This is a genomic window from Actinoplanes sp. NPDC048796 (genome assembly GCF_040650035.1).
Taxonomy (GTDB): Bacteria; Actinomycetota; Actinomycetes; order Mycobacteriales; family Micromonosporaceae; genus Actinoplanes.
Map to the genome: position 1 here is coordinate 130,588 of NZ_JBEZGO010000015.1, position 23,274 is coordinate 153,861.

Consider the following 23,274-nt stretch of genomic DNA (forward strand, 5'->3'; position numbering starts at 1 on the left):
GCAACGCTGTTGTCCGTAATGCTCCAGGCGGGTCGACAGCTGCCGAGGCCTCGCGTTGCGCGTCGTCCACGACTTGCCGGCGGGACTTTCGGCCCGCCGGGCGAGGACCTGACGCCCTGCCCCATCGCATCGATGAAGCCGACGATGAAGGGAGAGAAGAAAAGGGGCAAGGCCATGAACACCAAGCCCATCGTCGTCGGCACCGACGGCACCGAACCGAGCACCATCGCCGTCGACTGGGCGGCCCACGAGGCCCAGCGCCGCCATTTGCCGTTGCGCATCGTGCACGCCTTCGACTTCGAGTGGCAGGGCGCCCGCTACAACGTCGGCACCGAGGTCGTCGACCTGGCCCGGAAAATCGCCGAGGCCGTCGTGGCCGCGGCCTGGGACCAGGCCCGCGACATCGCACCCGACATCACCATCGCAACCGAAACGCTGATCGGGCACGCCGCTCCGCGGCTGCTCGAGGTGGCCCACGACGCGGAACTGCTGGTGCTCGGCAGCCGCGGCCGCGGCGGTTTCGCCGGCCTGCTGCTCGGCTCGGTCAGCCAGCGCGTCGCCACGCACGCCCCCTGCCCGGTCGTCGTCGTTCGCGGCCACGGTACGACCGCCGGCGGACCCATCGCGGTCGGTGTCGACGACTCCCCCACCGCCGACCTGGTGCTGGAGACCGCCTTCACCGCCGCGACCGAACACGACTGCCCGCTCACCATCGTCCGGGCCTACCTTCCGGTGATTCCCCTGTGGCTGTCCGACGTGGCTCCGCCGACGGTCGACACGCCCGAGCAGGACGCCGCCGAGAACGAGCGGCTCGACGAGCAGCTGGCCCCGTGGCGTGCCAAGTACCCGGACGTGCTGTTCACGACGGTGGTGACCCACGAGAGCGCCGCCTTCGCGCTCGAACGCGAATCCCGGCGGTCCCGCCTGGTCATCGTCGGCAACCGCGGCCACGGGCTGCTGGCCGGCGCGTTCCTCGGCTCGACCACCCTGCAGCTGCTGCACCACGCCGGTGCCCCGGTCTACGTCACCCGGCCGCGACCGGCCTGAGGAGGTCACCATCGCGTTCGACGCCCTCACCTCCGACGGCGGATCATCACCATCCGGCCGGTGCCGCCGGACGACCGCGCGGCCCTGGCCCGGCTGTACGGCGAGGCAAGCCCGGAGAGCCTACGGCTGCGGTTCCTCGCCGGGCCGAGTTCGCCGTCGTCGTCGTGCGCGGTACCGCGGCCGCTGACGCGATCGCCGGCCGTCACGACGGCGGCAAGGTCGTGCTGCCGGACGCGGTGCTGCGCAGGCTCGAGCCGATGGACACCGCGATGGTCGCGACGATGACGCCGAGGGTCACCGGGATCGGGAGCTTGCCGATCGGCGTCTCGGACAGGATCAGCTTGACGCCGGCGAAGGCCAGCAGTACGGCCAGCCCGTAGTGCAGGTGCACGAAGCGGCGCAACAGGCCGGCCAGGCAGAAGTACAGGCTGCGCAGGCCGAGCAGCGCGAACGCGTTCGCCGTCCAGACGAGGAACGTGCTGGTCGTGATCGCGAGGACCGCGGCGACCGAGTCGATGGCGAAGATCAGGTCGGTGGCTTCGACGGCGATCAGCACGACGAACAGCAGGGTCGCCACCCGGCGGCCGTCGACGCGGGCGAAGAACCGGTCGCCGTGGTAGGCCGGGTCGGTTGGCACGACGCGGCGCACGAGGCGAACGACCAGGTTGTTCTCCGGCGGGCTCTGGTCACCGTGGCGGAACGCCATCCGGTAGCCGGTCCAGATCAGGAAGGCGCCGAAGACGTACGCCGTCCAGAAGAACGTCTCGAGCAGTTCGGCGCCGACGAAGATGAACACCAGCCGCATGACCAGCGCGCCGACCACGCCCCAGAAGAGCACTTTGTGCTGCAGCGCGGGCGGCACGGCGAACGCCGAGAAGATCAGCGCGAAGACGAAGACGTTGTCGATCGACAGCGCCTTCTCGATCAGGTAGCCCGCGTAGTAGGTGCCGGCCACGTCGCCGCCCTGCCAGCCCCACAACAGCACACCGAACAGCAGACCGGCGCCGATCCAGACGGCCGACCAGGTCGCCGCCTCCCGGAAGCCGATCACGTGGTTGTCGCGGTGCAGGAACAGGTCGACGGCCAGCATCACCGCGACGGCGCCCATCACCAGCGCCCAGGCCCACAACGGCACGAACATCAGGGAACTCCCTTCGACCGGACGGGCCGAAGGTCTCCCCGCACCACCGCACTTCAGGTGGCCGCGCCGCCGGGGCCGGATGGCCGGCCCGTACTGACGACGACGCGTCGCACGCCGGGTACTCCCCCTCGAACTACGAAACATTATTCACGAAGTATGGTTCGTATGACAAGGGGAGGCGTACCGATGGCGGCTTGGACTTTCCTGACCAACCACGCGCACGTACTGCTGGCCATCGCGCGCGAACCCGACGCCCGGCTGCGCGAGGTGGCCGAGACCGTAGGCATCACCGAACGCGCCGCCCAAGCCATCGTGGCCGACCTCGAGAAGGCGGGTTACCTCGAGCACACCCGCGTCGGGCGCCGCAACCGGTACACCGTCAACCCGGCCGGCCACTTCCGGCACCCGGCCGAGGCCGACCGACGCATCGGCGACCTGCTCGCCCTGTTCACCACTCCCCCGTCACTCGACGACCGGCAGGGCCGCGCGTAACACAGAGGCGTACAGCCGGTCGCCCGGCCAGTTGCGTCACCGCGCGTCAGACGCGGCCAGGCGGCGGGCCCGGGCGAGCAGTTCCTTCACCCGCGGCATCGCGGCGCGGTCGTCCAGGTCGTCGAGCAACGTCACGTAATCGTCGGTCAGGGCGACGTAGCGGCGCCGGAACTGCGGGGTGCCGGTCCGATACTTGGCGTCGAGGTCGATGATCTGCTGCGCCACCGCGGCCGCGGCGGCGCTCAGGGCGGCACGGCCGTCGGTGGCCGCTTGCAGGCGCTCCTGCCGGTCGAGGGTGGCCTTCGCCGTGCGGCGGCCGGCGACCCAGAGCACCAGCGAGCCGATGATCACGGCAAGGACCGCCGCGCCGGCGGCCAGATAACGCGGCAGGTAGGGGTGGATCGTGCGCGGGCCGTCCGTCATGATCCCGGCGCGGACGAGCCGGTCGTAGTTGACGGCGACCACCTTGACCATGGACAGCGGGTCGTCACCGAACTGCTGGATGCCGGTGCTGATGGCCCCCTCGATCGCCATCAGCTCGCCGCCGCCGGGGAACATCGCGCACCCGTACTTGTTCCAGCCCCCGCCCGGCTTGGGCCGCAGCACCAGCACCAGAGTGCCGTCGGCGGCCCGTTCCAAAGCGTCGCAGATCGGGCCGGGACGCCCCGCCGCCGGATCCACGATCACCAGGACCAGCCGCCGGTTGCCGATGATCCGTTCCGCCGCGGCGACGTCCAGGCCGGTGCCGGGGGCGGCGTAGACCGACGACGTGCGGACCTGCCGGGCCATCGGGCCCTCGAACACACCACCGGTCCACAGCGCCCAGCCGGCCAGGACCAGACAGGCGATCGAGGCCAGCCCGAACGGCGACACCAGCGACCTGCGGATCTGGGCGGCCCGCGTGAGCCACCGGTCGCGCCGGGACGGCGGGCCGGCCGGCGACGGCGGAAAGAGCCAGGTCATGCGATCCGCCCGTTCAGGTATTCGGCCGGCCGGTAGCCGCGGTACGGCAACAACCGCGCGCACCGGTCCAGCTCGGCTTCGGCGTCGCGCAGCAACGCGCGTACGTGCTCGTCGGGAAGGTCGTCGCGGGAAGCGTCACGCGCGGCCGTCAGGGTGACCAGGGCCCGGGCCAGCGCCGGCTCGCTGCGCCGGTCGGTCAGCGCCGACATCTCCACGGCCAGGGCGGTCAGCGCGGCCAGTTGGGCCGGCGTTCCCGCGGCGACGGCCCGGCTTCGGCGCCACACCGGGCGCACCATCGGGCGCAGCGACAACGCCACGAACAACACCACGCACGCCACGAAGACCCACGGCAGGGCGGGCCGGGTGACCCGCAGCGGGTCGGGCGGCTCGTAGGGCAGCGGCCGGTCGAACAGGCCGGCGAACCGTACGTCGGTGACCCGGTTCAGGTAGGTGTCGAGCACGCCCTGTTGCGAGTACGCCAGACGATCCAGCACCCGCTCGGCCTGCGAATAGAAGGTGGCCGCCGCGATCTCGGCGAAGTCGGCCGCGTGCGGTCCGTAGTACTCGATCCAGGCGCCGTACATGACCACGATCGGGGTGTCCGGGAACAGCTTCACCAGGGCGGGACCGTATTCCGGGACCGGCCGGCCGAACGGTTGCAACGGGAGCGTCACGTACAGCGCGCGCCCGTTCGGAAAAGCCGGTGAGCTCCGCGGCGCCGACGTGACCGTCGACCCTCGGCCCCGGTGGAAACCACTGGAGCGCAGGTCGGCCGCGACCACGGCGGTCTCGGCCGCGGTCGGCGCCCGCCACGAGAACAGATGCTTCTGTACGGGCTCCGGCCGCTCGCGTAAGTGGGCGATCAGCAGCAACAGGTCGTTCGTCACGTCACCGGTCGCGAACTGGTCCCGCCAGTCGGCCAGTTCGGTACCAGTGACGGCGTACGTCCCGGTGGAGACGGCCGTCCCGATGACCCGCAGATCAGCGTCCTTGAGCTGCTGGACCCGCTGGGTGGAGGCGTCGTCGAGGCCGGGCGGCGTGACCAGGATCCGCAGTCCACTGTCGCCGATCGCGGCGCCGACCGCGGTGGTGTCCCACTGCGCGATCGCGCCCGGCAGCCGGACCACCGGTGACGTCCGCAGCAGACGGGTCAGCTCGGCGGTGTCCGGCACGGTGGCCGAGCCCCGCCCGCCGCTGGGCGTCGTGCTGCCGCCGGGCGACCCGGCATAGGTGACCTTGAAGTCGCTCTGCTGACTGGTGAGGAACACGACCATGGTGACGGCCGCCACCGCGAGCGCGACCCACCCCAAGAGCTGCTTAATCATCGGCCCGCCACATCCGCTCGGCGGCCCGGGCCAGCTCGGTGGCCTCGTGCGCCGCGTCCGGGCCACCGCGCGCGGCCGCGATCGCCTCGGCCCGGCGCAACAGCTCCGTGGCCTCGGCGTCCCGCTCGGCCCGCGTCCCGGCCGCGTCCCGGCTCACGGCGGCCGTGGCGATCGCCGCCCGCGCCGCCGACCAGGCCACCCGCCGCTCCGTCGCCCGCTGCCGCCGGCGAGGGCCGGCGACCACCGCGAATCCGCTGACGAACAGCACGACGCCACCGGCCCCCCAGATCCACCACACGGAAGCAGGCTAGCGAACAGCTCAAACCGAACAGGCTCACCCCGCGGTTCGCAAGGTCGCCGTATGGAGGTCACGCTGCGAACGTGCATGCCGATGGGACTCCGGCCACGATGCGGCTCTACGTTCGCGACAGCTGTTGAAGGCCGATCGCCGTGAGGAGGTCGAGTTTGCCGCGGGCGTCGGTGCCGGCCCGCGGGGTGTAGACGACCAGGCGCAGGTTGGAGCCCTGCGTGGTCAGGACGTTGGAGTCCAGCGCTATGTCGCCGACCTCGGGGTGTTCGATGACCTTCGTCGCGCTGTGGTGGTCGGCGACCGAGCGCAGCGCCCACAGCTCGCGGAAGCGAGGGCTTCGGCGCAGCCGGGTGATCAGGGCGGCGATGGACGGGTCGTTCGGGTACCTGCTGGTTGTCGCGCGCAGGTCGGCCACCAGGGACTCCTCGAACGCGGCCCGCTCGGCCGGGGTCTGCCGGGCCCGGCCGAAGCCGCCCTCGAACTGGCGGATCAGGATGTGGCGTTCGTCGGGGCGGTAGGCGCTCGGGTCGCCGAAGACCGCGGCGAACAGCGGGTTCCAGGCCAGCAGGGCCCAGGTGGCGTCGTGGACGGCCAGGGGGCTGGCCGTGAGCTGGTCCATGACGCGTTGCAGGCTTTCCGGGATGATCCTCGGCACCCGGTCGGGGTCGGCGGCGTGGCCGGCCAGGCGCAGCAGGTGGGCCTGTTCCTCGTCGGTCAGCCGCAGGGCCCGGGCCAGGGCCGCGCACACCTGGGCGGACGGGGTCGGGGCGCGGCCCTGCTCGATGCGTACCACGTACTCGACCGAGATGCCGGCCAGCATGGCCAGCTCACCGCGGCGCAGGCCGGGCACGCGGCGGGGTGAGTTGGCGGGCAGGCCGACGGTGGCCGGTTCCGTCCGGCCGCGCCAGGCCCGCACGGCGGCGCCGAGCTGATTCATGAGGCCCATGGTGCCTCGCGCGCGCCGCCCGTGGGTGGTACAGGCTGTAGCTCCCAGGGCCGCCTCGTCCGGGGCAGGCTGGTGGGCATGAACGACTCACTGAAGCTCGCCGACGACCTCGTTCTGTCCCGCATCGGGTTCGGGGCCATGCAGCTGGCCGGGCCGGGCGCCTTCGGGCCGCCCAGGGACAGGGCCGAGGCCGTACGGGTTTTGCGTACCGCCGTCGAGCTCGGCGTCACGCACATCGACACCAGCGACTACTACGGCCCGTACGTCACCAATGAGATCATCCGGGAGGCGCTGCACCCGTACCCGGAAAGCCTTCGCATCGTCACCAAGGTGGGCTACAGCCGCGGTCCGGACGGCAGTTGGAACCCCTCGCCGCACAACCTGCGCGAGCAGGTTCAGGACAACCTGAAGCGGCTGGGGCTGGACGCGCTCGACGGCGTCAACCTGCGCGTCGAGAAGGGCGAGGCCGTGGCCGACCGGTTCGGTGAGCTGGCGGAGATGCGGCGCGAGGGTCTCGTACGGCATCTCGGGCTGTCGAACGTGACCGCGGAGCAGGTGGCCGAGGCGCGCGCGGTCGCGCCGGTCGTCTTCGTGCAGAACCTCTACAACGTCGTGCTGCGTGACGACGACGCCCTGGTCGACGCGCTGGCCGCGGACGGGATCGGCTTCGTGCCGTTCTTCCCGCTGGGCGGCTTCAACCCGATCCAGTCGGGGGTGCTGACCGAGGTGGCGGCCGAGCTGGGCGCCACGCCGCAGCAGACCGCGCTGGCCTGGCTGCTGCGCCGCTCGCCGAACATCCTGCTCATCCCGGGCACCTCGTCGGTCGCCCACCTGCGCGAGAACCTGGCCGCAGGCGACGTGGAAGGCGACGCCCTGGCCCGGCTGGACGGGCTCGCTACGCGCTCCTGACCCGGGCCGCCAACTCGTCGGCGGCCGAGCGCCACTGCTCCTCGGTGGCGGCCGTGAGGCGGTCGTGCAGCGTGGGGTCGCTCTCCGGCGGGCGCCGGTCGCCGGCGTAGCGCAGCAGGGTGCTGGCGGCGTGGTAGCGAACCAGGTATTCGGGGTCGGCGACGGCGGCGGCGAGCGCGGTCACCAGGACGCTGTCGGGTGGGAAGCGGGCCAGGGCGATGGCCGCGTCGAGGCGGGCGAATTCGCTGGTGGCCGCGCTCAGCACGCCGACGATGGGCCGGGACCAGGACGGGTCGCCGGTGATGGCGTACAGGGCCTCGGCCGTGCGGATGCGCATCTCGCCGGAAGCGCCGTGCAGGGCGCCGCGCAGATAGCTCACGGCGTCGGCGGGAGCGCGGCCCTCGGCGGCCAGGACGCTGAACGACTGGGCGGCGAGCGGGTCACCGGCGGCCAGCCCGGCCCGGAGCATCCGCTCGACGGTGCGAGGATCGGCGCGGGCGGCGCTGAGCAGGGCGGTGAAGCCGGGCCCGCCGGGCGACGGATCGCCGAAAGTCTCGTGCCGCCAGCTCTGCCACTCGTCCGCGCTCATTGATGGACATTATTACCAATGATCCGCGCATCCGGATCACCCGGGTGGAAAGATGATCAAGCACGTGAAAGGGCCCCGGCCAAAACGGCCGGGGCCCTGACAAAAAGCTCGGACGATCAGTGCGCCATCGCGGGCGGCGCGTCCGGGTCGACGTCGAGCGGGCCGGTGCGGAACATCAGCGCCGAGACCACCGCGCAGACCAGGAAGAACCCGCACGACCACCAGAACACCGTGTGGTAGCTCTGCAGCTGGGCCTCGGCGGCCAGGGTGGCCGACGGGGCGTGCGAGGAGGCGTAGTTCGTCGCGGCGGTCGCGGCGAACGAGCTCAGCAGCGCGGTGCCGATCGAGCCGCCGATCTGCTGCACCGTGTTGATCATCGCCGAGGCGACGCCCGCGTCGTGGTGCTGCACGCCGCTGGTGGCGGCGTTCTGGGTCGGCGCGAAGACCAGGCCCAGGCCGAGGCCGATGATGAGCAGGCCGGGCAGGACGCCGCCGGCGTACGACGAGTCGAGCTGCAGGCGGGTCAGATAGGCCATGCCGACCGCGGCGATCAGGGCGCCGGCCGGGACGAGCGGGCGCGGGCCGACCTTCGGGGTGAGGATCGAACCGGCCAGGGTGGCCGACACCATGATGCAGGCCAGCATGGGCAGGAACGCCAGGCCGGTCTGGATCGGGGTGAAGCCGAGGACCGCGGTCAGGAAGTACGTGAGGAACAGGAAGATGCCGAACATGCCGGCGCCGGCGATGCCGATCGCGGCGTACGAGCCGCCGCGGTTGCGGTCGAGCACCACGCGCAGCGGCAGCAGCGGCTGCGCGACCCGGCGCTCGATGAGCACGAAGGCGATCAGGAAGACGACACCCACGATGATCGGGATGAGGGTGGCCGCGGCCGTCCAGCCGTCGGTCTCCGCCTTGCCGAGGCCGTAGACCAGGCCGACCAGGCCGACGACGACCGAGACGACGCCCGGGATGTCGATCTTGCCCTTGCCGTCGACCGGCTCGTCCTGCAGCTTCATGAGGCCGCCGACGACCGCGATGGCCGCGATGACCAGGTTGACGTACAGGCACCAGCGCCACGACGCGTACTCGGTCAGCACGCCACCCAGCAGCAGGCCGACGGCGCCGCCGGCGCCGGAAATGGCGCCGAAGATGCCGAACGCCTTGCCGCGCTCGGCCGGCTCGGTGAACGTGGTGGACAGCAGCGACAGGGCGGCCGGGGCGAGCAGCGCGCCGAACGCGCCCTGCAGGGCGCGGGCCACGATCAGCATCTCGAGGCCGTTGGCGGCACCGCCGAGGGCCGAGGCCAGCGCGAAGCCGACCAGGCCGATGAGGAACATCTTCTTGCGGCCGAAGAAGTCGGACAGGCGCCCGCCGAGCAGCAGCAGGCTGCCGAAGGCGAGGGCGTAGCCGGTGACGACCCACTGCCGGTCGGAGTCGGAGAACGCCAGGTCGGCCTGCGCGGTGGGCAGCGCGATGTTCACGATGGTGGCGTCGAGCACCACCATGAGCTGGGCCATGGCGAGCACGACCAGTGCCCACCAGCGGCCGGAGCCCTGATCGGCGGCCGGCCGCGTGAGGCGGGTTCGAGTATCAGTGGACATGCGCGCCTTCCGTAGCGAGTCGATTCCGTCCCACTCCGCATCGGCAGGCCGGGGCCCCGGCTTAAGGCCCGTCAAGTCGCGGGCAAGTGAGGTGCCCGAGACTGCGCCATCGTGAACGACATGACCATGGACCACGAGCTGGTGGCCCTCCACCGGGTGTTCCGGCGCGAGGCCGCCCTGCTGCCGCGCTTCGTCACCGGGTGCCGTCCCGGTGACACCGAGCGCGCCACGCAGGTCGCCGAGGCGGTCCGGCGGTACACCGGTGAGCTGCTGTGCCACCACCGGGCCGAGGATGAGCTGCTGTGGCCGCTGGTGCGCGAGCGGGCCCGCCTGTACGACGAGCTCGTGGCCCGCATGGAGACCCAGCACGGCCGGCTGGAGCACACCCTGCTGGCCATCGGTGATCTTCTCCCGCGCTGGGAGCTGGATGCGGCCGAGGCCGTACGCGATGAGCTCAGCGACCAGCTGGCCGCGCACCGGGCCGCGCTCGTGCAACACCTCGACGACGAGGAGGAGCTGATCCTGCCCCTGATCGCCGAGCATCTGACCCGGGCCGAGTGGGAACGGGTGGCGAGCCGGGGCCTGGCCACCCTGACGCTGGGCGCGATCCTGGAGGAGGCCGGCCCCGACGAGCGCCGCCACTTCCTGGCCAAGGTGCCGCTCACCGGCCGGATGGCGTGGTGGCTGATCGGCCGCCACCAGTACCAACGGCACGTGTCCCGGCTCCGGGAGCCGCAGCCCTGGTGAGCGCCGGCGTCACTTTCTCCCTGCTGGGCCCGGTGCGCGCCTGGCGGGACGGCGTCGAGCTGCCCCTGGGCGACTCCCGGCAGCGCACGATCCTCGCGGTCCTGCTGCTCCGCGAGGGCGCCCGCGCCGGCCTGAGCGAGCTCGGCGAGGCGATCGGAGATCAAACCCAGGTTCCCGCGTACGTCTACCGGTTGCGCCGCACGCTCAGCGGCGGCCCGGTGCAGCTCGGCTGGTTCGGTGGCGGCCACGCGCTGCACGTGCCCTCGGAGTCGGTCGACGCCCGCCGGCTGACCACCCATCTCGCCCGGGCGGCGGCGGCCGGGCCGGACGCCGCGACGGCGGAGCTCGAGGCCGCTGTCGCGCTTCGCCGAGGCGTACCGCTGGAAGGGTTGACCGGGTCGTTCGCCGCCGAGCAGCGGGAACGCCTCGACGAGCTGTGCCGGACGGCCGCCACGCGCCTGCTCGCCGCGCTCGTCGAGACCGGCCGCCACGAGGAGGCCATCCCGGGTCTGCGGGACCTGGTGGCCGAGCGGCCGCATCACGAGCCGGGGCACGCCCTGCTGCTGACCGCCCTGCACGGCGCGGGCCGCCGGGCCGAGGCCCTGGCCCATTACCGCACGGTGCGTTACACACTCGCCACGGAACTGGGTGCGGCGCCGGGACCGGAGCTGCGAAACCTCAACCGGACGATCCTCGATGTCGATTACCCGACCGTCTCGGCAGTTCAACCCGGGTTGCCGCCCACATAGGATCGTGACCGTGATCGAGATGCGGGTTCTCGGTCCGGTCGAAGTCCTCCTCGACGGCGAGCCCATCGCCGTCCGCGGCAACCAGCCGCTCGCTGTGCTGGCGATCCTGGCCGCCGCCCGCGGCCGCCCGGTCGCCACCGACCGGCTGATCGACCATCTGTGGGGCGATACCGCGCCGGCCGGGGCCGCCGCGGTGCTGCAGTCGCACGTGTCCCGGCTGCGGCGCGCGCTGGAACCGCGCCGGCCACCCCGCGGCGCCGCCCAGTTGCTGGTGCGCGAGGCCGCCGGCTACGCGTTGCGGCTGCCGCCCGGGTCGCTCGACGCCGACCGTTTCGAGCAGGCGCTGCGGGCGGCCGACGGGCTGCCGCCGGCCGGCGCGCTCGACCGGCTCCGGGCCGCGCTCGAACTGTGGCGTGGCCGGCCGTACGAGCAGTTCGCCGACGACGAGTGGGCCGCCGCCGAGATCGCCCGCCTCACCGAACTGCACCACACCGCTCGCGAGCGCACGGCCGACGCCCTGCTGCGCCTGGAACGCACCGACGAGGCCATCCCGGCCGCCCGGGCCCTCACCGGCGAGGACCCGCTGCGCGGCGAACCGTGGCGGCTGCTGGCGCTCGCGCTGTGGGCGGCCAGCCGCTCCGGCGAGGCCCTGTCCGTGCTCGGCGAACACCGGCGCATCGTCGCCGACGAGCTCGGCCTCGACCCCGACCCGGCGCTGGCCGCCCTCGAGCAGGCCATCCGCGAGCAGCGGGCCGAGGTGCTGGAGACGGCACTGCGCCCCGGGCCGGCCACGGTCCGCCCGGCCCAGCTGCCGCGCCCGCAGCCGGCCTTCGCCGGGCGCTCCGACGAGCTGCGCCGCCTCGACCGGCACACACCGGCCCTGGTCGTGGTGACCGGGACCGGCGGCGTCGGCAAGACCACCCTGGCCGTGCGGTGGGCGCACCAGGCGGCCGCCCGCTACCCCGACGGGCAGCTCCACGTCGACCTGCGCGGCTACGGCCCGGAGGACGCGGCCGCCGACCCGGGCGACGTGCTGGCCGCGTTCCTGGGCGCGCTGGGCGTGCCCGACCAGCGGATCCCGCCGTCGACGCCGGAGCGGACCGCCCTGTTCCGCAGCGTGCTCGCCGCCCGGCGGATGCTGCTGCTCCTCGACAACGCCCGCGACGCCGACCAGGTGCGGCCGCTGCTGCCCGGCAACCCGGACTGCGCGGTGGTGGTGACCAGCCGCAGCCACCTCATCGACCTGATCGTCACCGACGGCGCCTACCCGATGCGCCTCGACGCCTTCCGGCCGGCCGAGTCCGTGGCCTACCTGCGCCGGCGCCTCGGCGACGAGGTGGTCGACGCCGACCCGCGTGCGCGCGACGCCATCGTGGAACGCTGCGGCGGGCTGCCCCTGGCGCTGGCGCTGGTCTGCGCCCGGGGCGCGTTCCCGCTGGCCGAGATCGACGCCGAGCTGGCCTACGCCGAGGGGCTCGACGGTTTCGCGGTGCCGGGCGTCAAACACGACCTGCGGGCGGTGTTCTCGTGGTCGTACCGGCGGCTGGTGCCGTTGGCGGCGCGGATGTTCCGGCTCGCCGCGCTGCATCCGGGACCCGATCTGAGCGTGGCGGCGGCGGCCGCGCTGGCCGGCACCGAACCGCCGGTGGCGCGGATGCTGCTGCGCCGGCTGACCGACGCGCACCTGATCGCCGAACACCGGCCGGGGCGTTTCCTCCAGCATGATCTCGTACGGGCGTACGCCAAGGAGACGGCCGGAAGGGTCGACCCGGCGCAAGAGCGCGACGCCGCCGTGACCCGGCTCCTGGATTTCTACCTGCATTCGTCGCGGAACGCGGCGCAGGCGCAGACGCCGTACCGTCGCCCGGTGATGGTGGGCCCGCCGCCACCGGGGATCTCCGCTGTCCACTTCGCCGACATGCGGGCGGCCACGGCGTGGCTGGACGACGAGTACGAGAACATCAACGCCCTGCTGGAGCTCGGCCGCGCCGAGAAGGTGCCGCTCTTCGTGTGGACGCTCGCGACCTACCAACAGGACATCCGCTTCCATCTGGCGGACTCGCTGGCCCTCGCGGCCCAGGCCCAGCGGCTCGTGGACGATCCCTGGTGGGCCGGCTACCTGCACTACATCCTGGGCCGCGGCCTGCTGCGGATGAACCGGCCCGAACAGGCGCGGGCCGAACTGGAGAAGGCGATCGCCATCGGCCGCGAGATGGACGACCCGGGCCGGGTGGCGCACGGCTTGCTCAGCGTTGCCGTCTCGATAGTGTCGGCCCACGACGTGCCGACCCGGGCCCAGGCCGAGGCGGCGTATCCGTACGCCGTCGAGGCCCGCGACAACTACCTGCGGATGGGCGACGAGCAGGGCGCGGTCGAGGTGGCGAACGCCCTGCACCCGATCGCCTGGTACCACGCCCACCAGCCGGACGGCCGGCCCGAGGCGCGGCGCCTGTTCGCCGAGAGCATCGCCATCAACGAGCGCTGGCGCAACGCGTACGGCGCCGCCGGCGGCTGGATGCAGCTGGCCCGCTTCCACCAGCACACGGGCGATCTCACCGCGGCTGTCGCCGCTTTCCAGCGGGCCATCGAGTTGTACGGCGAGGTGGCCGACCTGCGCATCGAGCCATTGATCGGTTTGTACGAGTGTCACCGCGACGCCGGAGACCGGGAAGCGGCCACCCGAACCCGCGATGAGGTGGTGCGCCTGCTGAAGACGGCGCGCTACCCCGACCTGGGCCGCCTGTCGGAGATCCTGGACCTCTGATCATCCGAGAAGCGATTCGACAGCGCCCAGCACCTCGGCGTCGACAGTCAGCTCGCTGCGCACCACGGTCAGACCAGCGGTGACGGCCTGCGTGCAGTGCCGCAGAAGCGACTCCCGGATGCCCTCCTCCACGTGCGGCCCGGCCACCCCGTAGCGCCCGCCGACGACCACCACGGCCGGGTTGAGCATGTTGGTCAGCGGCGCCACCGACCGCCCGATCAGCCGCCCCGCGTCGAGCAGGGCCCGCTGCGCCGGCCGATGCCCACTCCCGGCCAGCTTGAGCAGCCGCTCCTCGGGATCCTCGGACTCCCGCACGAAGGGCGCGGCGTCGAGCACGGCCCCGAACGAAGCGGGCGACAGAAACGTGGACAGGCACCCCCGGCTGCCGCAGACGCAGAGCGGCCCCACCTCGCGCACGTTCAGGTGACCGACCTCGCCGGCGTAGCCGAGCGCCCCTCGGTACACGCGCCCACCGGCCACGATCCCGGCCCCGGTGAACTGATCGGCCCGCAGATAGAGCACATCCCGGGCCCCGGCCGCGGCCCCGCGCCGCGTCTCGGCCAGCGCGGCGAGATCGGCGTTGTTCTCCACCCGGCACGGCACCCCCAGCACCTCGGTGATCACATCGGCCGGCGCGAACCCGGAGAACATGGGCAGAATCCCCCGGGTCCCGAAGTTCCCGGTGCTCGGATCCACAGGTGCCGGAACACTCAACCCGACCTCCCGCAGATCCCCCACCGCATGCCCGTTCTCGGCGAGCAGCCGCGCGACAAGCTCCCCGGCCAGCCGCACCGGCGCCTCCCCGGCCGGCGTCATCGGAACCGGGTGGGCGGCCTGATGCAGAACGGCCCCCGCCCCATCGGCGACGACGACCCGGATCCCGTACGCGCTGATCGCCGCCCCCGCCAACAACTCCTTCGGCGTGACAAGCCGAAACCCGGGCGACGGCCGCCCCGACCGCCCCCGCTCGGGCGGCAGCTCGAAGGGTTCGACTGTCCCGTCCCGCCACATCTCATCAAGCAGTTCGACAACGGCGGCCCGAGGCAGTTTCGTCAGCCGCACAACATCACTGCGGGCCAGCCCCCCATGCGCCCGAAGCACCCCGGCGATCCGCTCCCGCCGCGCAGCCCGCTCCCGCCGCCGCGGCGAGACGCTGAGCTTGCCGCCCCCTTCTCGCCCAGCAGCTCGCCGCCCTCCCCCACTCACGCCACCAGCACTAGCAGCTCCACCACGGCCGCCCCCGCCACCCGCGACACCGCCGCCCCCGCCATCCACGAGGCCCCCGCCACCCGCGCCGCTGTTGTCCACGCCACCCGCGCCGCTGTTGTCCACGCCACCCGCGCCGCTGTTGTCCACGCCGCCCGCGCCGCCGTTGTCCACGCCACCCGCGCCGCCGTTGTCCACGCCACCCGCGCCGCTGTTGTCCACGCCACCCGCGCCGCCGTTGTCCACGCCACCCGCGCCCGCGATGCCCGCGATGCCCGCGATGCCCTGGGCGTCGACAAGGCGCTCGCCGGACATTTCCGATTTATGGCTTTTATCGGGCGGCGAGACCAGCACAGAAAGCGAGACTGGCGGGTCAGACGGCACGGAATGCGAGTCCGACATGAGAGGCGAGGCAGACGGCTCGGAGGACGAAGCCAGAACCGAAGGCGAGGCGGACGGTCCGGAGGCCGCGGTCGGCAAGGAAGGCAGCGCTGACGGGTCGGAGGACGCGGCCGGCGCGGACCGCGAAGCGGACGGATCGGGAATCGAAGCCGGCAAGGAAGGCGAAACGGACAGGTCGAAAGACGAGGCCGGCGCAGAAGGCGAAACGGACAGATCGGAAAACGAAACCGGCGCGGAAGGCGAAACGGACAGATCGGAAGACGAGGCCGGCGCAGAAGGCGAAACGGACAGATCGGAAGACGAGGCCGGCGCGGAAGGCGAACTGGACGCGTTGGAAAGCGAAGAGAACAGGAAAGGTGAGGCCGGAGCGGAGAGCGCGGAGCCGGAGGCGGGCGGCGTCGGAGACGAGGGTGGCATGGCGGGCGGGGCGGAAGCTGGGAGGCGGCTCACGGCGGTGGCTACCGCGCCCAGCAGGGCGGCTCGGCCGGCGAGAGTGCCGGCGTGGATTTCGGTGTGGTCGGCTACGGCCGGCTGGGCGTAGCGGCGCAAGGATTCTCGGACGCCGGCCACTACGGGGCCGCTTTCGGTGATCAGGGGGCCGTCCAGGACTACCAGGGCGGGGTTGATCGTGTTGGCCAGGTCGGCCACCACTCGGCCGATCATGCGGCCGGCGTCGGACAGGACGCGCTGGGCTATCGCGTCTCGGGTGGCCAGTTCCAAGGCTCGTTCGGCGGTCACCGGCTCGCCGTAGCCGGCCGACAGCGCGGCCAGCACCTCGCGGGGGGCGGCGATCGTCTCCAGGCAGCCCCTGTTGCCGCAGCGGCACAGGGCGCCCGTCTCGTCGACCTGGACGTGGCCGATCTCGCCGGCCATGCCGGTCGCTCCTCGGTGCACCTCGCCGTCGAGCAGCAGGCCGCAGCCGATGCCGGAGGCGATCCGCAGGTAGCAGACGTCGCGACGGCCCCTCGCCACCCCGTGGGTGACCTCGCCGAGCAGGCTCAGGTCGGCGTCGTTCAGCACCGCCACCCCGTGGCCCAGGCGGCGCCGCAGCTCGGCGCCGGCCGCGTATCCGGCCCAGCCGGGCAGCACGCTGCTGGTGTGGACGACGCCGCCCGCCACCGGTGCCGGCAGGCCGATGACGGTCAGCCAGACCCGCCGGCCGGGCGGGACGCACTCGGTGATGAGCGCCGCGAACTCGTCCAGGATCTCCCCCGGCGTGACCCCGGTCAGGACGCGGTCGCGCTCCACCTCGATCTCGCCGGTCAGGGCGGCCACGGCCACCCGTGCCGCGGCCACCCCGGGGCCGCCGCCGGCCGAGTCGAGGATCGCCCCGACGACGTGGCCCGCGGCCGGGCCCAGCGACAGCAGCCGGGCCGGGCGTCCCTGGTGGCCGGCCGCCACCGGCTCCGACTCGGACAGGGCCTCGGCCGCCAGCAGCTTGGTGAGCAGGCCGTTCACGGTTTCGCGGGCCATGCCGGTGCGGCGGATCAGGTCCGTGCGGCTGATCGGGCCGGCGTCGCGGACGGTCGCCAGCACCAGGTCGCGTCCGGAGATGTGCGCGGGGCGGGTCGCCATCGCCGAAGCGTACCCCCGGGTTTTGCTCGTTTTCTCGGTTAACCGCGCCATGGCCCGCAACACCTGACGCTTCCGCCTCGAAACCTCACAAAAATAACCGAGGAAGAAGACGAATCAGGGCCTCCGTACGGCCGATCAACCTCTGGTTTGGCGTTAATCGGCTCATTACCTTCGAGATATCAGGTCGTAACGAGCCGGGCCCGGCAAGGTACCTGTCCCTATTCCTCGCGTGACCCCAGGAGGTTGCGATGACCGAGTTGCCCGGCCTGCGAACCGCCGAACCCGCCCGGAACGACCAGGTGAACCCGATCAGCGGCGTCCCGCTGAAGCTGACGCCACCGGACGCCCCGAAGCGCCTGATCACCGCGATGGCGCTGGCGCAGTTCGGCGCGTACCTGACGATCATGACGCCGGTCGTGGTGACCCTCTCGGTCCGGGTGGCCGAGATCGCCCCGAACAACAAGGCGTCGGCGCTGAGCGCCGTGCTCTCCGTGGGCGCGCTGCTCGCTCTGATCGGCAACCCGTTCTTCGGCGCCATGAGCGACCGCACCCGGTCGCGTTTCGGCCGCCGCCGGCCCTGGCTCATCGGCGGCATGCTCGCCGGTCTGCTCGGTCTCGCGATCGTCGCCACCGGCGGCTCGATCCCCGTACTCACGCTCGGGTGGGCCGTCACGCAGCTCGGCGTGAACGCCACGCTCGCCACCCTGACCGCGCTCCTGCCCGACCAGGTGCCGGCCCATCAGCGGGGCCGCGTCGGCGGCGTTCTCGGCCTGATGACCTCGATCGCCATTCTCGCCGGCACCGCCCTGGCCGCCCTGCTCTCCGGGCACACCTTCGCGATGTTCATGGTGCCGGCCGTCATCGGCACCCTGACGGTGGCGCTGCTCATCTCGATCCTCAAGGACCGCCCGGCCGACGCCGGCCAGCACGAGAGGTACGGCTTCAAGGAGTTCCTGCGGACGTTCTACGTGAACCCGCGCCGCTTTCCCGACTTCTCCTGGAACCTGCTCAGCCGCTTCCTCATCTGGATGGGCATCGCCAGCGTCACGACCTACCAGTCGTACCTGCTGATCGACCGTTTCGGCTACACGACCGGCAACGTCGCCACCGCCGTGCTGATCGCCACCCTGCTCACCACGGCCGGCATGGTCGGTGGCTCCACGATCGGCGGGTGGCTGTCCGACCGTACGGGAAATCGCAAGCCTTTCGTTCTGATCGCCGGCGTCGTCATCGCGATCTCCCTGCTGGGCCTCGCGGTCAGCCACAGCTTCGCGCTGTTCCTGGTCTCCGTCCTCGTCTTCGGCGTCGGCGAGGGCCTGTACCTGGCCGTCGACCTGGCCCTGGCCACCGAGGTGCTGCCCAACCCGGACGACGCGGCCAAGGACATGGGCGTGCTGAACATCGCCAACGCCCTGCCGCAGTCGCTGGTGCCGATCCTGGCCGCCCCGATCCTCGCCGTCGGTTCCGGCGGCGAGAACTACGGCCTGCTCTTCCTTCTCGGCGCGATCGTCGCGATCGCCGGCTCCCTGCTGGTCCGCCTCGTCCGCGGCGCCCGCTGATCTCTTGTTCCCGGAGGCACCCATGTACCCGTATCAGAACCCCGCGGTGAAGACAGAGGACCGGATCAGCGACCTCATCGGCCGGATGACCCTCGAGGAGAAGGCCGGCCTCATGTTCCACACGATGGCCGCGGTCAACGCGGACGGCACGCTCTTCGAGCCCTCGGGTGACGGCGGCATGTTCCCGTCGACGCGCTGGCTCGTCGAGGACAAGCTCGTCAACCACGTGAACATCCTGACGATGGGCCCCGTCGCGCCTTCGAAGATCGCCGAGTGGCACAACCGGATCCAGGAGCTCGCGGCGAACACCCGGCTCGGCATTCCGGTCACCGTGTCGACCGATCCGCGCCACGGCTTCATCGACAACCCGGCCACCTCGGCCGCGGCCGGCGGATTCTCGGTCTGGCCGGAGCCGATCGGGCTGGGCGCGACCAAAGACCCTTCCCTCGTACGCGAGTTCGCCGACATCGCCCGTCGCGAGTACCTGGCGGCCGGGATCCGGGTCGCCCTGCACCCGATGGCCGACCTGGCCACCGAGCCGCGCTGGGCTCGCACCAGCGGCACGCTCGGCTCCGACCCGGACACGGTGGCGGAGCTGCTGAAGGCGTACATCGAAGGGTTTCAGGGCTCTTCGCTCGGCCCGGACAGCGTCGCCACGATGGTGAAGCACTTCCCCGGAGCCGGACCGCAGATGAACGGCGAGGACGCCCATTTCCCGTACGGACGTGAGCAGGTGTACCCGGGCGGACGGTTCGCCGAGCATCTGAAGCCGTTCGAGGCGGCGTTCGAGGCGGGCGCGGCCCAGATCATGCCGTACTACGCGATGCCGGTCGGCACGGCGTACGAGGAGGTCGGTTTCGGTTTCAACAAGGGCGTCATCGAGGGACTGCTGCGCGGCAGGTACGGCTTCGACGGTGTCGTCTGCACCGACTGGGGCCTGGTGACGGACGCCGACGACGTGTTCGGCGCGCCGATGCCGGCCCGCGCGTGGGGCGTGGAAAGCCTGTCCCGCCTCGACCGCGTGTACCGCATCCTGGAGGCCGGCGCCGACCAGCTCGGCGGCGAGTACTGCCCCGAGCTGATCGTCTCCCTCGTCTCGTCGGGGCGGGTCCCGCTCAGCCGCATCGACGAGTCGGCCCGGCGCATCCTGCGCGACAAGTTCCGCCTGGGCCTGTTCGACGACCGCCGCTACGTCTCCACATCGGACGCCGCGACGGAGATCGGCCGCCCGGCGTACGTGGCCGCGGGCCTGGAAGCGCAGCGGCGCTCGATCGTGGTGCTGCAGTCGTCGGTGCTGCCGCTGTCCGAGGGCGTCAACGTCTACGTCGACGGCGTCGACCCGGACGTGGCCGCCCGCTACGCCAAGGTGGTCGGCACACCGGCCGAAGCCGACATCGCGATCGTGCGCCGCCACGCCCCGTACGACGACACCCGCACGACCGGCTTCGAGTCCTTCTTCCACGCCGGCCGCCTCGACTTCACACCGTCCGAGCTGGCCCCGGTCCTCCAGGTCACCGACGCGGTCCCGACGGTCGTCGACATCCTGCTCGACCGCCCGGCCGTGCTGACCCCGCTGGCGTCCCGGGCGGCCGCCCTGACCGGCAACTTCGGCGCCTCGGACGAGGCTCTGTTCGACATCCTGTTCGGCCGCACCAAGCCGTCGGGCACGCTGCCGTTCGAGCTCCCCCGCTCCATGGAGGCCGTGGCCGCCTCCCGCGAGGACGTCCCGAACGACACCGAGGACCCCCTCTTCCGGTACGGCCACGGCCTGACGCTCGATTGACAGTTGTGAATCCCGGGTGCACGCTAAGTGCCATACGACGCGTGTCCGCCGGTGCGCGACACGGCCGTGGCACGGCGGTCGGCGCTGATCACGGCGCCCGTGCGGGTGAGGACAGGGCAGATCACCCGCACGTCTCAACGGCGTCGGGCTCGGCCGGCATCCCCCGTCTTCCCCCTTGGGCCGCGCGCGGGCGTGGCATCTCCGGCGCGGGGCCCAGCGTGCTCCAGGAGTGACGACTATGAAGATCAGACGAAATTTGCTGTACGCCCTGGCCGCCCTTCTGGCCGTCGCCGGTCTCGCCGTCTCGGCGCCCCGTGCGGCGTTCGCGGCCTCGCTGACCGAGGTGACCAGCTTCGGCAGCAACCCGGGCGGCATGCGCATGCACATCTACGTGCCGGACTCCCGCCCGGCCAACCCGGCGATCGTGGTCGCCATGCACGGCTGCGGCGGTTCCGGACCCGGCTTCTACTCGGGCAGTGAGTTCGCCTCGCTGGCCGACCGGTACGGGTTCCTCGTGATCTACCCGTCGGCGATGCAGGAGGCCGGCTTCGGCAAGTGCTTCGACACGTGGTCGGCGGCGTCCAAACAGCGCAACGGCGGCAGTGACCCGGTCTCCATCGCCTCCATGGTGGCCTACGCCGGTCAGCGTTACGGCGGCGACCAGAACCGGGTGTACGCCACCGGCAGCTCCTCCGGCGGCATGATGACCCAGCACATGCTCGCCCTGTACCCCGACCTGTTCAAGGCCGGCGCGTCCTTCATGGGCGTGCCGTTCACCTGCTTCGCCAACGCGGCCGACTACCCGCCGGGCGGCCAGTGCACGGGCGGCAGCATGAACCGCACACCTCAGCAGTGGGGTGACGCCGTCCGCCAGGTGAACCCCGGTTTCAGCGGAGCCCGCCCCCGGATCCAACTCTGGCACGGCACCAGCGACACCCTCGTGCCGTACTCGCTGCTGCAGGAATCGGTCGAGCAGTGGACCAACGTCTTCGGGCTGAGCACGACCCCCACGTCCAGCGACACTCCGCAGCCGGGCTGGAACCGCCGCCGCTGGGCCGATGCGACGGGGACGGTACAGGTCGAGGCGTACAGCATCCAGGGCGCCGGTCACTCCCTGCCCAGCAGCGGGATGGCTGCCGCCGCCGTCGCCTTCTTCGGCCTGACCACGCCCACCACGCCCCCGACCACCACTCCGCCGACCACCCCGCCCACCACTCCCCCGACGAGCCCGCCGGCGACCTCGGCGTGCCGGGTCACCGCCGCGGTCAACGCCTGGAACAACGGGCTGACCGCGAACCTCACCATCACCAACACCGGCAACGCCGCGATCAACGGCTGGCAGCTCGCCTTCGACCTGCCCTCGGGCCAGACCATCACCGGCGGCTGGAGCGCCTCGTACGCACCGGCCTCGGGGCGGGTCACGGCGACCAACGTCGGCTACAACGGCAGCCTGGCGCCCGGCGCGTCGACCACGGCCGGTTTCCAGGCCACCCACTCCGGCAACAACGGCGCCCCCACCGGGTACGCGCTGAACGGCTCCGCCTGCACCACCGGCTGACATGAGCTCCGGTGTGGACGGCCCGGTGGCGTACCGTCCACACTGGTCAACCCTCGTCAACCCGGTACGGGCATGGGAAGATCTTCGCTAGTCGTCAGCCCTCGACTCTGCCGGAGCCGTCGCGTGACCAGCCCGTACGACATCGACGAGATCTTCCCGGACGACACGGCGGACGCGGTGCGCCTGCCGCGCCGCCAGGCCGGCAACTCGCCGCAGGACCTGACGGTGACCCTGCTGGCCGACTACACCCTGCGCACCCGGGCCGAACTGCCGTCGGCCGCCATCGTGGCCCTGCTCGCCGAGGCCGGCGTGAGCCCGGCCGGTGCCCGCACCGCCATCAGCCGGCTCGCCCGCCGCGGGGTGCTGCAGGTACGGCGGCACGGGCGGCGGAGCGCCTACCGCCTCACCCCCGAGGCGGCCGGCTTCCTCGCCGTCGGCGGCAGCTGGATCGCCTCGGCGGCCACCGGCGCCGAACCGTGGGACGAGCACTGGACGCTGATCGCGTTCTCGCTGCCCCAGGCGGCACGGGCCCAGCGGCAGGAACTCCGCAACAGGCTGCGCTGGATGGGATACGCCCCGCTGTACGACGGCCTGTGGATCTCGCCGCACGACCTGACGGAGAAGGCCAGGGCGAAATTCGCCCTCATCGCTCCCGGCGCCATGACGGTGTTCCGCGCCCGGCACGTCGAGCTCGGCGCCGGCCTCGACCGAAACCCGGTGGAGGCGTGGGACATCGCCGCCATCGCCCACGAGTACGAGAAATTCCTCCAGCGCTGGCGCCACGTGCCGGCCCACATCGCCGCCGAGCAGCCGGCCGGCCCCGAGGCGGTGCGGTTCCGCACCGAGGTGATGGACACCTACCGGCGCCTGCCCATACTCGACCCGCGCCTGCCGCTCCACCTGCTACCGGCGGGCTGGCCCCGGCAACCCGCCCGGGACCTGTTCATCGCCGTCTACGACGGCCTGGCCGCCACAGCACAGAAGCACGTCCGCACCGTCGCGGCGGCCGTCACCGACGGCCCGGTCACCGACATCCAGGCCCACACCGTCGACGACTTGTCCACCGGCCTGCAGTTCACCCCGCCCGAACCGCCGGCCGGCCGCTCCCGGATCCGACGAGCCGCCCGGCCAGGAGATGCCACGGGGCGCCGTGAGCTTCCCCCGGTTCGATAAAGCGGTGGTTACCCGCTTTCGAGAACACGCCTCGGACGGCGGCCAGCCACAACACTCCTTCGCCGCAGGGAATTCGGGTGGCGTCGACGATCCCGAGCCGGTCCGGGGCGGCCGCGGTCACATGGCCGCAGTGTGCGATCACCCGGCATCGGTGACGGCCGGCCGGCGCCGCTGGCGTTGATCTACCACTGGCCGAGGTTGTCACCCCGGCCGATCTTCGTGTCTTTGAGAAGTGTCCGGCGACGGCGTTGAGGGTGTCGGGTCGTAGTTCGCGGCGGCCGGTGAAGCGTTGCAGTACGCGCCACCACTTGTGCTCAGCGATGGCATGTTCAACCGGGATTGGGCCTGACCCGATTCGACGGACAGGGTTGATGTGTTGATCCTTTCAGGCTGCTTTGAGGGACGGTAACAGCGGGGCGATGGTTGCGGTCTCGT

Annotated in this window: 18 protein-coding genes; 10 read left to right on the top strand and 8 right to left on the bottom strand. The window is 72.1% G+C overall.

All coding sequences use genetic code 11. The annotated features are described in order from the left end of the window. The first annotated feature begins 174 nt into the window (after positions 1-174). Entirely contained in the window at positions 175-1,047 is an 873-nt protein-coding gene (locus tag AB0C26_RS39050) for a universal stress protein (RefSeq protein WP_360258245.1), read from the top strand. 202 nt (positions 1,048-1,249) lie between these two features. On the opposite strand, the gene AB0C26_RS39055 is transcribed toward AB0C26_RS39050, so the two are convergent. Further along, complete coding sequence (locus AB0C26_RS39055; RefSeq protein WP_360258247.1) at positions 1,250-2,188, bottom strand: TerC family protein; 939 nt, start codon at positions 2,186-2,188, stop codon at positions 1,250-1,252. 186 nt (positions 2,189-2,374) lie between these two features. Between AB0C26_RS39055 and AB0C26_RS39060 the strand changes: the two genes are divergently transcribed. Further along, complete coding sequence (locus AB0C26_RS39060) at positions 2,375-2,680, top strand: helix-turn-helix domain-containing protein (RefSeq protein ID WP_360258249.1); 306 nt, start codon at positions 2,375-2,377, stop codon at positions 2,678-2,680. A gap of 36 nt (positions 2,681-2,716) precedes the next feature. On the opposite strand, the gene AB0C26_RS39065 is transcribed toward AB0C26_RS39060, so the two are convergent. The 4 genes from AB0C26_RS39065 to AB0C26_RS39080 all read right to left on the bottom strand — a co-directional run bounded on the left by AB0C26_RS39065 (position 2,717) and on the right by AB0C26_RS39080 (position 6,215). After that, positions 2,717-3,643, bottom strand: coding sequence for a hypothetical protein (locus AB0C26_RS39065; RefSeq protein ID WP_360258252.1), 927 nt, complete (start codon positions 3,641-3,643; stop codon positions 2,717-2,719). Then, positions 3,640-4,968 (bottom strand): hypothetical protein, encoded by a 1,329-nt coding sequence (locus AB0C26_RS39070; RefSeq protein WP_360258254.1) that lies wholly within the window; start codon positions 4,966-4,968, stop codon positions 3,640-3,642. The genes AB0C26_RS39065 and AB0C26_RS39070 overlap by 4 nt, the downstream gene beginning before the upstream one ends. Continuing rightward, positions 4,961-5,266 (bottom strand): DUF6403 family protein, encoded by a 306-nt coding sequence (locus AB0C26_RS39075; protein WP_360258256.1) that lies wholly within the window; start codon positions 5,264-5,266, stop codon positions 4,961-4,963. Before AB0C26_RS39075 ends, AB0C26_RS39070 begins: the two co-directional genes overlap by 8 nt. 118 nt (positions 5,267-5,384) lie before the next feature. Further along, the gene (locus AB0C26_RS39080; RefSeq protein ID WP_360258258.1) at positions 5,385-6,215 is read right to left on the bottom strand and encodes a helix-turn-helix transcriptional regulator; all 831 of its coding nucleotides are present in this window, start codon (positions 6,213-6,215) and stop codon (positions 5,385-5,387) included. Positions 6,216-6,302: 87 nt separating this feature from the next. Between AB0C26_RS39080 and AB0C26_RS39085 the strand changes: the two genes are divergently transcribed. Then, positions 6,303-7,133 carry an oxidoreductase gene (locus AB0C26_RS39085; protein WP_360258260.1) on the top strand — a complete coding sequence of 277 codons (831 nt, stop codon included), beginning with the start codon at positions 6,303-6,305 and terminating at the stop codon, positions 7,131-7,133. Here the strand turns inward: AB0C26_RS39085 and AB0C26_RS39090 are convergent. Together AB0C26_RS39090 and AB0C26_RS39095 are read right to left on the bottom strand one after the other, a co-directional pair. Continuing rightward, positions 7,120-7,722: a hypothetical protein gene (locus AB0C26_RS39090; protein WP_360258262.1), complete on the bottom strand. Its 603-nt coding sequence runs from the start codon at positions 7,720-7,722 to the stop codon at positions 7,120-7,122. The two genes, AB0C26_RS39085 and AB0C26_RS39090, sit on opposite strands and share 14 nt — an antisense overlap. Before the next feature lie 116 nt (positions 7,723-7,838). Continuing rightward, positions 7,839-9,323, bottom strand: a complete 1,485-nt coding sequence (locus tag AB0C26_RS39095) for an MFS transporter (RefSeq protein ID WP_360258265.1) — start codon at positions 9,321-9,323, stop codon at positions 7,839-7,841. Between the two features lie 120 nt (positions 9,324-9,443). On the opposite strand from AB0C26_RS39095, the gene AB0C26_RS39100 reads away from it, so the two are divergent. The 3 genes from AB0C26_RS39100 to AB0C26_RS39110 are packed head-to-tail and all read left to right on the top strand — an operon-like array spanning position 9,444 to position 13,583. After that, positions 9,444-10,070, top strand: coding sequence for a hemerythrin domain-containing protein (locus AB0C26_RS39100; RefSeq protein WP_360258267.1), 627 nt, complete (start codon positions 9,444-9,446; stop codon positions 10,068-10,070). Beyond that, complete coding sequence (locus AB0C26_RS39105; RefSeq protein WP_360258268.1) at positions 10,067-10,819, top strand: bacterial transcriptional activator domain-containing protein; 753 nt, start codon at positions 10,067-10,069, stop codon at positions 10,817-10,819. Before AB0C26_RS39100 ends, AB0C26_RS39105 begins: the two co-directional genes overlap by 4 nt. A gap of 19 nt (positions 10,820-10,838) precedes the next feature. Beyond that, positions 10,839-13,583: a BTAD domain-containing putative transcriptional regulator gene (locus AB0C26_RS39110; protein ID WP_360258277.1), complete on the top strand. Its 2,745-nt coding sequence runs from the start codon at positions 10,839-10,841 to the stop codon at positions 13,581-13,583. Here AB0C26_RS39110 and AB0C26_RS39115 read toward each other — a convergent pair whose 3' ends face one another. Beyond that, positions 13,584-16,766: an ROK family protein gene (locus AB0C26_RS39115; RefSeq protein WP_360258270.1), complete on the bottom strand. Its 3,183-nt coding sequence runs from the start codon at positions 16,764-16,766 to the stop codon at positions 13,584-13,586. Between the two features lie 248 nt (positions 16,767-17,014). Between AB0C26_RS39115 and AB0C26_RS39120 the strand changes: the two genes are divergently transcribed. The 4 genes from AB0C26_RS39120 to AB0C26_RS39135 all read left to right on the top strand — a co-directional run bounded on the left by AB0C26_RS39120 (position 17,015) and on the right by AB0C26_RS39135 (position 22,839). Further along, a complete protein-coding gene (locus AB0C26_RS39120) occupies positions 17,015-18,325 on the top strand; it encodes an MFS transporter (RefSeq protein ID WP_360258271.1) in 1,311 nt (436 codons plus the stop codon). A 46-nt stretch (positions 18,326-18,371) separates the two neighbouring features. Continuing rightward, the gene (locus AB0C26_RS39125) at positions 18,372-20,108 is read left to right on the top strand and encodes a glycoside hydrolase family 3 N-terminal domain-containing protein (RefSeq protein ID WP_360258272.1); all 1,737 of its coding nucleotides are present in this window, start codon (positions 18,372-18,374) and stop codon (positions 20,106-20,108) included. Between the two features lie 238 nt (positions 20,109-20,346). Then, entirely contained in the window at positions 20,347-21,666 is a 1,320-nt protein-coding gene (locus tag AB0C26_RS39130; protein WP_360258273.1) for a PHB depolymerase family esterase, read from the top strand. 123 nt (positions 21,667-21,789) lie between these two features. Further along, positions 21,790-22,839: a PaaX family transcriptional regulator C-terminal domain-containing protein gene (locus AB0C26_RS39135; RefSeq protein ID WP_360258275.1), complete on the top strand. Its 1,050-nt coding sequence runs from the start codon at positions 21,790-21,792 to the stop codon at positions 22,837-22,839. Positions 22,840-23,274: the final 435 nt, after the last annotated feature.

Bases quoted from the DNA above. Each gene is read 5' to 3' on its own strand.
- AB0C26_RS39050 (WP_360258245.1), top strand. From the start codon at position 175: ATGAACACCAAGCCCATCGTCGTCGGCACCGACGGCACCGAACCGAGC.
- AB0C26_RS39055 (WP_360258247.1), bottom strand. From the start codon at position 2,188: ATGTTCGTGCCGTTGTGGGCCTGGGCGCTGGTGATGGGCGCCGTCGCG.
- AB0C26_RS39060 (WP_360258249.1), top strand. From the start codon at position 2,375: ATGGCGGCTTGGACTTTCCTGACCAACCACGCGCACGTACTGCTGGCC.
- AB0C26_RS39065 (WP_360258252.1), bottom strand. From the start codon at position 3,643: ATGACCTGGCTCTTTCCGCCGTCGCCGGCCGGCCCGCCGTCCCGGCGC.
- AB0C26_RS39070 (WP_360258254.1), bottom strand. From the start codon at position 4,968: ATGATTAAGCAGCTCTTGGGGTGGGTCGCGCTCGCGGTGGCGGCCGTC.
- AB0C26_RS39080 (WP_360258258.1), bottom strand. From the start codon at position 6,215: ATGAATCAGCTCGGCGCCGCCGTGCGGGCCTGGCGCGGCCGGACGGAA.
- AB0C26_RS39085 (WP_360258260.1), top strand. From the start codon at position 6,303: ATGAACGACTCACTGAAGCTCGCCGACGACCTCGTTCTGTCCCGCATC.
- AB0C26_RS39090 (WP_360258262.1), bottom strand. From the start codon at position 7,722: ATGAGCGCGGACGAGTGGCAGAGCTGGCGGCACGAGACTTTCGGCGAT.
- AB0C26_RS39095 (WP_360258265.1), bottom strand. From the start codon at position 9,323: ATGTCCACTGATACTCGAACCCGCCTCACGCGGCCGGCCGCCGATCAG.
- AB0C26_RS39100 (WP_360258267.1), top strand. From the start codon at position 9,444: ATGACCATGGACCACGAGCTGGTGGCCCTCCACCGGGTGTTCCGGCGC.
- AB0C26_RS39110 (WP_360258277.1), top strand. From the start codon at position 10,839: ATGCGGGTTCTCGGTCCGGTCGAAGTCCTCCTCGACGGCGAGCCCATC.
- AB0C26_RS39115 (WP_360258270.1), bottom strand. From the start codon at position 16,766: ATGGCGACCCGCCCCGCGCACATCTCCGGACGCGACCTGGTGCTGGCG.
- AB0C26_RS39120 (WP_360258271.1), top strand. From the start codon at position 17,015: ATGACCGAGTTGCCCGGCCTGCGAACCGCCGAACCCGCCCGGAACGAC.
- AB0C26_RS39130 (WP_360258273.1), top strand. From the start codon at position 20,347: ATGAAGATCAGACGAAATTTGCTGTACGCCCTGGCCGCCCTTCTGGCC.